Origin of the sequence: Caballeronia sp. DA-9, assembly GCF_051615025.1 — a bacterium.
Taxonomy (GTDB): domain Bacteria; phylum Pseudomonadota; class Gammaproteobacteria; order Burkholderiales; family Burkholderiaceae; genus Caballeronia; species Caballeronia sordidicola.
In genome coordinates this window covers 41524-54446 of the sequence record NZ_CP195135.1, presented here as the reverse complement: position 1 = coordinate 54446, position 12923 = coordinate 41524, and the positions used below count along the sequence as shown (strand labels likewise).

Below are 12923 nucleotides of genomic sequence, written 5' to 3'. Positions count from 1 at the left end.
TGCGCGTGCGGCCGAGGCGATTGCGTCATCGCTCACCTGTCCACGCAGCCAAACCAGCACTCTGCGATCGCGCTCATTCTGGACTCGGACCCACTCCTCCATGGCACCCTCCGATAGCTGTACGTTTATACAGTATCAAAGATAGTGCGCCTATATGACAAAGGCAAGTTCCGAAGTGAACAGCTATGTGCGCTAACCATCGTTCAAGCAATGTACAAGGGCGAAAAGCCAAGCTAGGCCGGCTAGCTCAGGCTTCTTGCTGCCCTCCGCCCCGCAAAGCGTATCCCGGCGTGCAATGTCCAGGGCGAGGCGATTGCATCAAACATGTTTAAAGATGGCGGTCGATATCTATTCGCTGGTGCAGCACTCGAATGACATCGAGCGTGCGTGCTGTTTCTCGGTAGAACAGGATGTGCGAGCCCGCGGCGTACTGCTGATAACCATCGCGCACGGGACAGGCACGACCGGATTTGTCGCCGCGGGCCAGGGCCTGCATCGTTGCGACCAGATCGTTATGATATAGGTTGGCCTGTTCGAGCGACCACTGGTCAAACGTATAGCGCCAGATATCCTCGAGATCTGCTTCCGCCAGCGGCGTAAGCCGGAGCACCCGGTTATTTTTGGGCATGCTCTGACTGCATCCGCGCTAGGAAAGCCTCGCTGTTAAACGGCGTAGGTTCACCCGACGCCTCGCCGGCTTTGAGCGCTTCCTGCAGTGCGCGGATTTGTAAGTCGTGCGACTCCAAGAGGCGCAGACCTGCACGTACGACGTCACTAGCCGAACCATAACGGCCCGACCCTACCTGAGCGTCAACAAATTCGGCGAAATGATCACCAAGCAGAACGGACGTATTGCGTGCCATCGCGAACCTCCCTGTTAGCACCCTCATAATATACCAATCTTTGGTATGCACAAAAATCGACGAGGCTCGTTCCTTATACATGGCCCAAGTAGTTGCTTTGCCGGGACTAATTTGATCGCGGGTAACAAGCGCAGCCGGCGAAGGCAAATACGAGTTATCAGGCTTGACCGGTGATCTATCAAAATCCGTTCGTGGGTCTGTTATCCGCCCTGCCCCGCCATCTCAGCCGCCCGGCGTTGTCGCGATCTTTCAAAACTCGGCCAGCTGTTCGAGGACGCTTGCGCGGCGGATCGGTAGTTGCATTTTGGTGGCGCCAACTTGATTCCGATGCTGGTTGGTCGCGTTACACTTCCGCATCTCCGAATGAAGCTGGTCGCTGCCGTGTTGTGTTTCTCGAATGACAAACATAAAGGTGCCTAGGTCTTGGAATCGAATATCAAACATGAACCTGGACCATGAGAAGCCTCCAAGGCGCCCGTAGCGCGCCTTGGACGGCAGTCACGTGGCAAGCGCCCGAGGCTGCAGCAATCGACGCAGCGACGCGATGTGTGCCCGGACCTCCTGTGTGACCAGCGGGCGCTGTTGGGCCGACGCAGAGGCAATAATCGGCTGCCGCTTGATTGCCATGGCGGGCCCATCAGGGGTGAATCCCTTGCGACAGGTCGCGGCAAATGCCTCGAGATCGGCGGTCGTTGCGAGGCGGATTTTGGCGCTTTGCAATGCGACAGCGAACGGCTGCACCCAATTGACAGCTTGGCGGGGAACGCCCTCCCCTGCATTGGTAATCGTCATCGATTGGCCGTCGGGCTCGATGAGGTAATGGCGTTGGGCATCCGCATCGACGAACGATCTGCCAGCATGTTCTCGAGCTGTCTGGACAGCATGTGCTTGGAGATCGTTTTCCCTGGATTGAGCGGTCTTGGCTTCGATCCGTCGGCGGACTAAGTGTGAAAAATCGACCGGGTTGCGCAGCAGGGCGCGCAGGTAGTTGATTGGCGCAGCGGCGAGCTTCAGGTGATCCCAGGTCGCCTCAACGACATCGGAGAGGCGCTTTCCCTGCTCCCGAGCTTCGCGCATGAGCTTAAAAATCATGAAATCAAAAAATCCCAGGGCCCGCAGGCGCTGGAGGTCCGCTGGCACTTGTCCCGGTTGTCTCTTTTGAGAAGAATCAGGGTAAAGATTTATATATATACCACCGTCTGCCACGGTGGCAGACGGTCGAGTAAATGAGGTTCCCGGGCTAGCACTTGATGGGGTTGCAGACTCAACGTCAGTCTGAACGCCTTGGGCTTGAGTTGGTTCAATCAGGCCAAGGAGGACTGCCGCCTGTTCGGTGAGATGAAGATATGATCGCCCAAACAATCCAGCTTCGACATACCTTGATTGCGGGCGCCTATCTATTAATCCTGCATTCTCCAAGTCATCGAGACTGCGATAGAAGGTTCGCATGGAGAGCATCGCACGGTCAGTGAGTAGCTCGCGCTTGGCGTAGATCGCACCAAAAGGCTTAGAAGCATCAACGGTCCGCGCCAAGGCAGCAAGCGTAGCGCGTGCGCGCGCGGGAAGCTGGTCGGTTCGACTCGCCCGAAAGGCAGCGCGAAAAATGATCCACGGTAAATTTATGTTTTCCGCATTGTAGGCAATAAGGGCATCGCGATCGTTTAGATGCAACTTACCCTCGCTAGCAACGGAGCGTTGCGCGATAGACATGTCTGTCGACCATTAAAAAAATGGTTGAGTCGTACTTGACTGTCCTTATCGTTGCGCTACACTCCGAACTGTCAGAGCCCTTTCCGATTTGCGGTCGGAGAGTGTTTCGCAGGGGACAACCAAGCCCTTGTATTCAAAAGCCTTCGGCGCCAACCGGAGGCTTTTGTCTTTTTTGCTGTCTAGATCATATGCGCGAAGCCTTCGAGTCGTAAGTCATTGATTTTGCGTACTATTCCATTGGAATAAATTGACTGCAAGGGATTGTTCTTCCGTTAAGTCTTTGATATTGCTGGCTAATCCAGTGGAATATCAACTTTCGCTAAGCAGTTCGGACCTAATGAACTCAGCAATTCGTTCGCTCCAGTTTGTGGCAAGCGCATCACCTTCTTTGCCGTTAAATCGCAATCCAATCACTCCGCTTCGCACTGACATCTCGCAGACTTTTCGCTTCCCGCGACTGAAAGTTTGGACCGCTGGGGCCGAAGTGACCTTGGCTTTAGGTGAGGCGAGCGCGACAGCTTTTTCTTGTGTAAAAGTTGAATCCACAACCAATTTTGCAATTGCTTCGACCACTTGTTCGCTACGGCCCTGTTCCGAAAGCATTGCCAGCTTTTGTGCTGCGTGACCGCCTAGTCTGTGCGGATTTTGCGAAATCAGTTCTTTAGCTTTTTGGGGAAGATTCGCGAATGAAAATATGCGAGCGACGTGCCCCTGAGCCAATCCCGACAATCGGATAATGTCGGACTGCGAAAACCCGGACAGATCCCTCATTCGTTCAAACTGTCGATATTTTTCATAATCGGGGAGAGAAGGGGCAAGTAAGTTCGAGAATGCGGCACCCATCTCGGCTTCTTCCTGCGATCCAGAAAACCGAACTCCCTTAATGCGTTCGCGTCCCAATTCGCGATAAATGCGCACGCGGTTATGGCCCGAGATGATCTCGTTTTTGCCGGCGCCCGCGTCCATGAATACAATCGGATGGATCAGTGCGCTCGCAGTCAAGTTGGATTTCAGTTCTTCATATTCTTCGCTAGAAAGAACGCGGCGACGCCCTGGAACTTCCACCAATGAGCTTACCAATATGTCTTCACCTGCTGCGGATGAAGAAGCCTCTAGTTCTGCAAGTTGTTGCTTTGCATCATCAAGCGACCGTTCCAAGGCGATTCGTGCGGCTTCAGCTTTAGTCGCACGTTCTTCTGCTACATCTGCCCTATCTATCGCTTCATTAACGCGGAGCTGAACGTCCAGCAAGCGGCCAGTAGAGGTTGCCGGCGCAGCGTCAGTCGATGCGCCGAGCCGCTTCGACCGATCCGCATCAATGCTGCTCGTGCGCTCCGCCATTTTCTTTGCCATGCTCATTGAGCCATCTCCTTCGTCCAGGCACGAACTAATTGGCTATCCAAGTATTCGGTAAAGCGGTCAAACGGCTCTCGAATGCGCGCATAGGAAGTGCTATTAACATCTGCCTTATTTACGTCGTAAATCGTCGATAGCATCGCTGCGGCACTGACTTGGACGCTTGACTCAGGAAGCAATATCGGTAGAACGCGCGCACCATAGGCTTTATGAAGCCAGCCTTGGACGACCCGAGAAAGCTCAGTATTTTTGACTTTAGTCATGACCACCTTGACGAAGTCGTAACGTTTGTTCGTACGCACGTTCGGGAGTCGCCTTGCGACCTCAGAAAACAGACGCCAAAACTGAGTAGAGCTTGCGAAGTCCATGCCTTCGGGGGGGCACGGAAGAATTATGGCGTCGGCGCTAACGAGCGCATTCGTTGTCAGCTGGCTCAGTGCAGGCGGGGTATCGATGATCACTACGTCATAGTCCGCGAGTGCCGGGCGAAGACCTTTATTTAAAATATCCCAGAATTCAAATTTACGGTCAGACAGCAACTTGGCTGGCACTTCGAATTCCACGTCAGATAACGCAATACGCGCGGGAATCAGGTCAAGGTTGTGCCAGTAGGTCGGGCGTATCGCGTAGCGCACATCGGGTTCGTCTCCATAGAAGAGCGGAAGCAGAGTCGTATCGTCTGAAACTTCGGTCTCCGGCGCATAACCACAAAGTTGCGTTGTCGAGCCTTGCGGATCACAATCAACAATTAATACCTTCCTACCTAAGAGCGTTAAACCCTGCGCGGCCGATACGGCCGTTGTAGTTTTCGTCACACCGCCTTTAAAATTAGCGATGGCAAAAACACGCGCACGTGCGCCGGACGGGCGAAGAGGGCGCTTGGAAGTAGCCTTAATCCAAGTAATAGCTTCTTCGAGAGTAAAAACTTTAGCCCGCCCGGAACCTGTTGACGTACCGACGGGCAAATCTCCTTTGCTACTAAGATATTTCACTCGGGGTTTATCGATCCCGCACAGCATCGCAAGCGTCGCACTAGTGAATGAAGGCGCTTTTTTCCGAGGGTATGGTTCGAGCATTGCATCCCGGATCTGATCTAGGACGTCCGCCGCCTGATTAGAAAGATCGACCAAATCATCGATTGAAACGGATTCCTCGACATCAGGGATTCTTGTGGTTGAAAGATCTGCAACGCTCACAATGCTGTTCCTTGTCGCGGTCAGCGGGAACTATCCCGGTTTGGAAGAAAAAAGCCAATAACCGGGAGAATAACCGCGTAGCTGGTTAACTTCAAGTAAACTCTACGCGTGGAACAAAGCGATTTCCCGTCCGTTCCGATGCTCGAATTCGTCCTCACGTGGCCCAGCAGAAAAAAATGAGATTTTCCTTCTCTCGGTTCAATCATCGTGCTTGCTCGGTTTCAAAGCGGAAGAATGGAACAGGCACCGCTTGCAACTAACGGTCTATTAAGGAACTTGACTTGTACAAAACGGGTATCGTCGACAACCACGGATCAAGTGCAAGCCCTCGTAATCGTAGACAATGCTCAAAAGAACGCCGGCGCTGCCGGCGTTTTTCCATCCGGAGTCGCACTGTGCACATCACACACAAATGCAAATGCGCTGACATTGGCACGCGTCACGTTTGCGCAGTGATTTGCCTGTGCGAGGAGCGATGGGGTAGGGTGCGAATCTCGCTCACTGAACAGGGCTGCTCATGAACGAAAAGGATCTCGTCGACGCTGTCGCAGCCAGCGTCGACGACAGCAAGACTGTCACCGGCGAAACAATCATTGCAGTACTAGGCGTTGTCACGCGCTCGGTGACCGCCGGCGACGTCGTGCAACTGGACGGTTTCGAATCGGTCTCGATGGGGCAGTATCCTGTACGCATCGGCCGCAACCCGTCGATGGGCGCCGAAATTCAAATTACCGCAGAGAAGACGCTCAAGGTTGCGGTCGGCAAGGTGTTTACGGACGCGGTGGGCGGGCCATGACGAAGCCGGGGATCGGGCTCGGCGACTACGCCGGATTGCACAATGAATTGATCAGCGTGGTCGAGTCGGCGCGACGCACGGCGGCACGCAACGTCAATGCCGTGATGACCGCTGCCTACTGGGAGATCGGGCGGCGGATCGTGGGCAGTGAGCAGGGCGGGCAGGCGCGCGCCGGCTACGGTCAGGCGCTCATCGCGCGACTCGCGAACGACCTGACGCGACGTTTCGGACGCGGATTCGGCAAGGCCAATTTGGCTAGCATGCGGGCCTTTTATCTGGCCTGGTCCGCGGCGGACATTTTCCAGACGGTGTCTGGAAAATCTGCAGCCCCGATGAATGTCCAGACGCCGTCTGGAAAATCGCGGCCTGCAAAAGACGTCGTCGACACGACGGCAACGGCGCCCAACTACATGGCGCTAGCCACCCGATTTACGTTGCCCTGGTCCGCCTATGTGCGCCTGCTGTCAGTGAAGACGGCGGCCGCTCGCGCTTTCTATGAAACCGAGGCGTTGCGCGAAGGCTGGTCCGTGCGCCAGCTCGACCGCCAGATCAGTAGCCAGCTTTATGAGCGGCTCGCGCTGTCGCGCAACAAGGCTGCCCTGCTCAGGAAAGCCGCTGACGTCCAGCCAGGCGATCTCCTTACGCCAGAGGAGGCGATTCGCGACCCGTTCGTACTTGAGTTTCTCGACATCAAGGACGAGTATTCGGAGACGGATCTTGAGGAGGCGCTGATCCACCATTTGGCGGATTTCCTGCTGGAGCTCGGCGACGACTTTGCTTTCGTCGGAAGGCAGCGCCGCCTAAGAATAGACGACACGTGGTTTAGGGTCGATCTAGTGTTTTTTCATCGACGTTTGAGATGTCTGGTCATCATCGATCTCAAGGTCGGTCGCTTCAGCTACGCGGACGCCGGGCAGATGCATCTCTATCTGAACTACGCCCGCGAGCACTGGATGAAGCCTGGGGAGAATCCGCCTGTTGGTCTGATCCTTTGCGCCGAAAAAGGTGCGGCCGAAGCACACTACGCGCTGGACAATTTGCCTAACAAGATTCTCGCCGCGGAATACCAGACGGTGTTGCCAGATGAGGCGATGATCGCGCGGGAGCTGGAGCGCACTACAGCGGAACTGGACCGGCGTACCGGGGCTTCTTAAGTTTTGGTCCCGACGCTCGACGCCCCATGTTGGCGACATCGGCGAGCGAGTAAGCAAGGTTGACCGAATGTTGCTGGATCTCCAGTCCGGACGATCGGAGTCTTCAAGCGGCACCGCCTAAATCAGCAAGGGAGGGGACAGCGGTGCACATGTGGAAAACCTCAATGCTGATACCACCGGTTATCAACATAACCTCGCTTGGATTGAGGGTTGGGATGCGGTTGCGGGTACTTTGCTCCGCTTCCGCTCCACCGTCACGGGAATAACGGGCTGTTTGGTAGGGCAGGGTGCCGTTGCAAGTCAGGGAGCCGTCTCCCCTGCGCGACTTTTGGTAGCTGGCTTCTTCCGAAGCGCTGGGATTGAAATGAAGGGGATGATAGTTACAGCTATCATCCCCTTCATTTGCGCATGCTCGGTAAGATGAGTGCAATCCGGGCGTGGAGTAGCCCGTCAGCGATCTCTACAGCGGGGCCTGCGCGAAGGCATAGACGGACACCGGAAAAACGCGGGACAATGCAGTCATGGACCAACCACCTCTCACTCTCTCGCTTGAAGACGACTCACCGGGCTACGACATCAGCCCGGCGAGGGTTCCGCTCGCGACCCTGGCGAGCTTTGCCAGCGACGTGAGGGACTTTTTGAAGGGAAGTGGCCGTGATGCGGACGCCGACGCAGCCGAGGTGGCGGTCGTCCACGGCTCGCTCGCGGTTCAGGCCCGGGATTTCTCCTCCCCCAGCCTGGTCCACGATCTGCGAATATTAGAATCAGGTACCGATATCAGCGGAATTGATCCAAAACGCCGGATCATCATCCAGAAATGGCAGGCCGCCGCCGATAGAAAAGCATCGATGCACTTTAAGATCTCGACGCCAAGCGGGGCAGTCATTGCCATCACGTATCAGACTAGGTTCAAGGCGGAGCAGGCAAGGACGATTGTCAACGTCGAGCGTTACATTCGCGGGGAGGTCGTGGACTTGGGGGGATCAACTCAGGCGAATGCCCATATCAAGCTACCCGACGGCAAAACGCTCGTTGTTCAGACGGACAGAGCCCTGATTCGTGCCGAAACCGAAAATCATCTCTACAAAGAGGTTCACGTGCGCATCCGGGCCTCGATGGACTTGGCGACCGGTGAGCTAATCGATGCTCAGCTGGTCGAATTCGTGCATTACGAGCCGAAGTTCGATCAGCAGCAGTTCGCGCGGTTGACTGCGAACGGCGAGCAGGCGTGGTCGGATGCCGAAGATCCCGCCACGTGGGTGCGTCACATTCGGGGGGAGACCGATTGAACTCGGTTTTGGTCGACACCAGCTTTTTGATCTGCCTGAGCAGCACAAGTCGTCCGCATCATGAGCTGGCCAAAGAATATTTCCAACGGTTCATCGGCGCCGGCGTCATGATGCATCTGTCCACGATCGTGATCAGTGAGTTTGAAGTGCGCCAGCGCATCTCAGATCTGGGATTGAATAATTTCATGACCTTGCCCTTCAACATCGATCATGCCATTGTCACCGCGCGGATCTTCGATGCGATGTTTGCAGCACGCCAGGAGGGCGACGCTCGCGTGGCGATCAAGGATGACGCCAAGTTGATCGGGCAGTGCGTCGCAGCCGGGATATCTCATTTCATCACTGACGATGCTTCGTGCGCCGGACGCCTGAATTCGCTTCGTTCGAAGGGAACGACTGCTGGACTTCCGCATCCGATAAATTTGTACGACGGTTTTTGGGAAGGTTGGTTTAATGAGGATAATCAGGGCCGTCTGCTTTGAATTCTTCTTTTTATCTACCTAACGTCTGGTAGATTTGCCCACGCAGCAGTTTCCAATTGCGGCTGCTCTTCGCTGCGGCAGTCATGCCGGTTACGCTAATGGAAGGCTAGCCAGTGAAAGTAAGGGATGACAGGCTCAAGACGCTCTACTGGACGTTCTACCTGAGCGATGAGGAGACGTTGAAAGAACAGAACGAAGATTTCGTCGCGGCGGCGCAGTGCCTCAAAGCATGTATCACCCGAGCACCAAATACCTGGACGTAGGAGCTAAGCGATGCCGATGCGCGTTACGTTGCAGCACTGCTCCAGTTTCGCGAAGATCAGCCGAGATTGATGCCGATATGCCAGCTGGAATGCCAAGCATCGATCAGAAAAGCTTCTCGCACAAGGTGAGGGGTTCCAACGCTATGCCTTCTGAGCAGTGATCCGGGAAGTCTCGTTCTTCGCGCTGCCTAGGGCGGAAGTCATGCAAGCGGGTGCCGTACAATCTTAGAACTCGTGCCTAACCAAAGATATGCGAATTCCGCCCTAAAAGCTATCGTCGCCTTCGACAGCGTTGCGCGAATGAGAAGTGTAAATCGTCGCAGCCGCCGAGCTGGGGCCGACACCGTCTGCCGTCGGCCACCGGCTTGCGAACATTGAGACGACCGTTGGTGGCCTCTTATTTGCACGCCTAGGGTGAGACACGTATTGACGGCGACGGGTAAGCAACTGTTGCATTCATTAATTCCACTAGCCCGTGTTCAGAGCCTTGCTAGCGCAAGCAGTTCACAACCCGCGTCGCATGAACGTGGAGAGACGATTTGCAAGCTTTGCTAGCACAACGATGTCCGGTTCACATCGCCAGCTGCCAAATCCAACGCTACACGCGTACAATGGTTGACAATTAACAATTGACAGCTTAAAAAGTCTTTCCACGTCCATACAGGTGATGGGGAGGTTGGTGAGGGGAGTAAGCACATGTCAAGCACAGGATAATTAGCCAGCAACTATTTGTGGTGCACACAGAAGCGTCGCGAGAAAACGGAAAAAGGAAATCTATGCAACAACAATCACCTAATCGTCGTCAATTTATATTTGGCATGGGCGCTGCTGGTCTCTCGCTTGCCATCCCTGGTGCATCTGCTATAGCCCAGGAGAAACCGAGGCGCGGCGGCCACTTGGTCGTAGGTCTGTCAAGCGGTCAAACAACCGACAGCCTTGATCCGGCTCTATCGACTGCAGAAGTCATTGAAAATGTGCTTGCGCAAGTGACGGAGCAGCTCGTAATTGTCGCCCCCAATGGCAAAGAGCTCCAACCAATGCTCGCTGAAAGCTGGACACACTCCGACGACTTGAAAACTTGGAATTTCAAGCTCAGGCCTGGTGTCCTTTTTCACAATGGCAAGCCAATGACCGCGAAGGACGTCGTTTACTCGTTGAACCGCCATAGGGGACCGAAGTCGAAATCGGGAGCCGCTAGCACACTGGCGTCTATCGTCGATATTCAAGCGGTGTCTGAGCGGGAAATCGTGGTGACGCTTGCAGGAGCCGATGTAGCCTTCCCCTTTCTACTTACAGATTATCACCTAGCTATACAGCCTGATGGAGACCCAGGAGACTCAGGCGTTGGGACCGGTCCATATCAAATCGTCGAAGCGAAGCCAGGAGTCCGTTACGTAACGAAGAAGTTTCCGCGCTATTGGCGTCCCGACGTGGGCTATGTTGATACGATAGAAACACTTGCTATTAACGATAACACCGCTCGGGTTTCCGCCCTGATGAACGGTCAAGTGCACCTGATTAATCGCGTCGAGCCCAAGGTTGTGGCAATGATGACGCGGGCAACAATTGCTCGAGTTGTACCGACCGTTGGACGTGGTCACTATCTATTCGTGATGCGCTGCAATGTTCCCCCATTTGACAATCCGCTCGTTCGACAGGCCCTCAAGTTAGCGATCGACCGAGATGAAATGGTAAAACAAATCATCCGAGGCATGGGTGCTGTAGGAAACGATACTCCTATCAATTCATCATACCCGCTCTCTACCCCGCTTACGCAACGTAAATATGATCCGCAACAAGCTGCGATGCTTTATAAGAAGTCTGGCCACTCCGGCCCAATCGTCTTGCATACGTCTGACGCAGCTTTTTCCGGGGCGGTTGATGCGGCAGTGCTTTTCAAGGAGCAAGCTGCAAGAGCCGGAATTGCGATTGAAGTTAAGCGCGAGCCGGGCGATGGTTACTGGTCCAATGTTTGGAATAAAGTGCCCTTTTGTGTGACCTATTCGCATGGACGACCCACGCAAGATCAGATGCTCAATTTGGTTTATAAGTCGAACGCAGCTTGGAACGAGACAGCGTGGTCTAGTTCTCAGTTCGATGAGCTGCTGGCGCAAGGAAGACAGGAGAGAGCAATAAACAAGCGCGTTGCTATTTACGAGCAAGCTAATCAGTTGCTTCGTGATGATGGTGGCGCGATTATCCCGATGTTTCCTCATTTTCTCGATGGCGTTAGCACTAGGGTTGGTGGATACATACCTGACGTCGGCGGCGAATTATCAAATCGTCGATATTTCGAACGTTGCTGGCTCACCTCTTGAGGCATAGGGCCCGATGCTTCTCCTTTTGTATTGAATGGCCGCAGCCACAGACTTAGAAAATCTTTTGAAACGATCTCCTGCTCGCGACGTGGAAATCAATATTGCTGAAGATCGGGAATACTTGGTTTCGGCCAAATCACTGTCACCAATATGGGTATGGATCATGTGCACCGCTGCAAGCTGTAGTCGAGCGCTTTCGGTAGGTACAAACCATCGTTCACTTGTTCTCGTTGCGAAACCAGCTAGGTACGAGTCGCTTCAGCGACGGGACGCGCGCGTTTGTTGAAAAAGGGTCAATCGTCGCGCTTGATGTCACGCAGTTGGCTGACATAGCATGCACTTCGGCATTTTGGGTCGTGGTCCACAACGGCACACCCCCGCAGCAAGGACGTCATCGTCCGCGTTGGCGTCGGCGCGGTTGACAGTGCAGATGTCCAACGGCGTCACACTCCGGTTTGAATGCAGCGGCAACGACGCGCCGTTGCTATCGGCCAAGATCGAGACGCTAGGAGGTGCGATGTTCCGCCTGGACGATGAACTAAAGGTTTAGGTGCATTGCGACGCCGTTGACTTCCGCAAGAGCATCAACGGTCTCGCAGCCATCTGTTGCAGTTCACTAATTCTGGGAGTGGACAAAATATGGGGGAGACGCACCTAAGGATGGGCGACCTCTGGCGATCTGAAGTGAGGGAAGCGCTTGGCGAAGCAGGTCTCCAGCCTACCGTTGAGCAGCTCCACTCGTGTTTGCAGTAGGTAGTGAGCACCTCTCAATGACCACCGCATTTGTTGTCGCTTCGTGAGCCGTCGATTTATCAAATGATTCATTACCAATTCGGCCGACGCCGACGATACCCGACGGCCGTTCATACGTGCTTGTTGATAGTCGATGAGATCGCTGCGATTGTTCACCAGGAAAGTCAATAATCGACCGGCCGCGTTACTCGCTGTGCCGGCAGCTAGACTGTAGAACTGTGGCAAAGATCCAACCTCAAGATTCAAGGAGGCGATGAGAGTACCTAGAATTTCAATTGCCGCTTCGCCCCGGCCTCGCCACAGCTTATCGCGCACGCGATTAATTAGTCGCAGGCATCGCCGCATGACCACTGGTTGCTGGTCGAGAGGAAATGTGTACGCGGACAGCGCCGAACGCACCGCGCGAAGCTTCATACCGATGTGAAACCAGTCAAGGATCCGCGGTGCAACGCAAGGCGCCACCGAAGTCACTAACGATCGCATACCTCGAGCACCGTCCGCGACCACGTCGACCAAAGTAGAATGTACCCAACCACACCGGTCGAGCGCAGCCGCAATAAGCACGCGTGTCAGGCTTGTACGCTGGAGGGCACAAGCAAACCGTCGAGCAACTATGCCCTCACACTCAACACGGCCCGCGATAACTTCGAACTTTCGCACCTCTTCCAGCGGCACCGCTGTGACTACCGTGCCGTCAATTGCCAGACGCAAGTGCTTCGCTCCACTACGGTGTTGGGTTCCCG

General features: G+C 54.7%; 11 protein-coding genes. 5 read left to right on the top strand and 6 right to left on the bottom strand.

Annotated features, from left to right (window positions below):
• Positions 1-328: 328 nt before the first annotated feature.
• The 5 genes from ACRWA7_RS34590 to ACRWA7_RS34570 all read right to left on the bottom strand — a co-directional run bounded on the left by ACRWA7_RS34590 (position 329) and on the right by ACRWA7_RS34570 (position 5125).
• On the bottom strand, positions 329-628 hold the full coding sequence (locus tag ACRWA7_RS34590; RefSeq protein ID WP_438397364.1) for a type II toxin-antitoxin system RelE/ParE family toxin: 300 nt from the start codon (positions 626-628) through the stop codon (positions 329-331).
• Entirely contained in the window at positions 615-863 is a 249-nt protein-coding gene (locus ACRWA7_RS34585) for a type II toxin-antitoxin system ParD family antitoxin (protein ID WP_438397363.1), read from the bottom strand. The genes ACRWA7_RS34590 and ACRWA7_RS34585 overlap by 14 nt, the downstream gene beginning before the upstream one ends.
• A gap of 498 nt (positions 864-1361) precedes the next feature.
• Complete coding sequence (locus ACRWA7_RS34580) at positions 1362-2573, bottom strand: Replication protein O (protein ID WP_438397361.1); 1212 nt, start codon at positions 2571-2573, stop codon at positions 1362-1364.
• A 309-nt stretch (positions 2574-2882) separates the two neighbouring features.
• On the bottom strand, positions 2883-3932 hold the full coding sequence (locus ACRWA7_RS34575; RefSeq protein ID WP_438397360.1) for a ParB/RepB/Spo0J family partition protein: 1050 nt from the start codon (positions 3930-3932) through the stop codon (positions 2883-2885).
• A complete protein-coding gene (locus ACRWA7_RS34570; protein WP_438397358.1) occupies positions 3929-5125 on the bottom strand; it encodes a ParA family protein in 1197 nt (398 codons plus the stop codon). Before ACRWA7_RS34570 ends, ACRWA7_RS34575 begins: the two co-directional genes overlap by 4 nt.
• A gap of 517 nt (positions 5126-5642) precedes the next feature.
• Here ACRWA7_RS34570 and ACRWA7_RS34565 point away from each other — a divergent pair.
• From ACRWA7_RS34565 to ACRWA7_RS34545, 5 genes are all read left to right on the top strand, one after another.
• On the top strand, positions 5643-5921 hold the full coding sequence (locus ACRWA7_RS34565) for an HU family DNA-binding protein (RefSeq protein ID WP_438397356.1): 279 nt from the start codon (positions 5643-5645) through the stop codon (positions 5919-5921).
• Complete coding sequence (locus ACRWA7_RS34560; RefSeq protein ID WP_438397355.1) at positions 5918-7075, top strand: PDDEXK nuclease domain-containing protein; 1158 nt, start codon at positions 5918-5920, stop codon at positions 7073-7075. Before ACRWA7_RS34565 ends, ACRWA7_RS34560 begins: the two co-directional genes overlap by 4 nt.
• A 521-nt stretch (positions 7076-7596) precedes the next feature.
• Positions 7597-8364, top strand: a complete 768-nt coding sequence (locus ACRWA7_RS34555) for a hypothetical protein (protein WP_438397354.1) — start codon at positions 7597-7599, stop codon at positions 8362-8364.
• Positions 8361-8846: a type II toxin-antitoxin system VapC family toxin gene (locus ACRWA7_RS34550; RefSeq protein WP_438397353.1), complete on the top strand. Its 486-nt coding sequence runs from the start codon at positions 8361-8363 to the stop codon at positions 8844-8846. The genes ACRWA7_RS34555 and ACRWA7_RS34550 overlap by 4 nt, the downstream gene beginning before the upstream one ends.
• A 1039-nt stretch (positions 8847-9885) precedes the next feature.
• Positions 9886-11427 carry an ABC transporter substrate-binding protein gene (locus tag ACRWA7_RS34545; RefSeq protein WP_438397351.1) on the top strand — a complete coding sequence of 514 codons (1542 nt, stop codon included), beginning with the start codon at positions 9886-9888 and terminating at the stop codon, positions 11425-11427.
• Between the two features lie 654 nt (positions 11428-12081).
• Here the strand turns inward: ACRWA7_RS34545 and ACRWA7_RS34540 are convergent.
• Positions 12082-12891 carry a hypothetical protein gene (locus ACRWA7_RS34540; RefSeq protein WP_438397350.1) on the bottom strand — a complete coding sequence of 270 codons (810 nt, stop codon included), beginning with the start codon at positions 12889-12891 and terminating at the stop codon, positions 12082-12084.
• Positions 12892-12923: the final 32 nt, after the last annotated feature.

Bases quoted from the DNA above. Each gene is read 5' to 3' on its own strand.
- ACRWA7_RS34590 (WP_438397364.1), bottom strand. From the start codon at position 628: ATGCCCAAAAATAACCGGGTGCTCCGGCTTACGCCGCTGGCGGAAGCA.
- ACRWA7_RS34585 (WP_438397363.1), bottom strand. From the start codon at position 863: ATGGCACGCAATACGTCCGTTCTGCTTGGTGATCATTTCGCCGAATTT.
- ACRWA7_RS34580 (WP_438397361.1), bottom strand. From the start codon at position 2,573: ATGTCTATCGCGCAACGCTCCGTTGCTAGCGAGGGTAAGTTGCATCTA.
- ACRWA7_RS34575 (WP_438397360.1), bottom strand. From the start codon at position 3,932: ATGAGCATGGCAAAGAAAATGGCGGAGCGCACGAGCAGCATTGATGCG.
- ACRWA7_RS34565 (WP_438397356.1), top strand. From the start codon at position 5,643: ATGAACGAAAAGGATCTCGTCGACGCTGTCGCAGCCAGCGTCGACGAC.
- ACRWA7_RS34560 (WP_438397355.1), top strand. From the start codon at position 5,918: ATGACGAAGCCGGGGATCGGGCTCGGCGACTACGCCGGATTGCACAAT.
- ACRWA7_RS34555 (WP_438397354.1), top strand. From the start codon at position 7,597: ATGGACCAACCACCTCTCACTCTCTCGCTTGAAGACGACTCACCGGGC.
- ACRWA7_RS34545 (WP_438397351.1), top strand. From the start codon at position 9,886: ATGCAACAACAATCACCTAATCGTCGTCAATTTATATTTGGCATGGGC.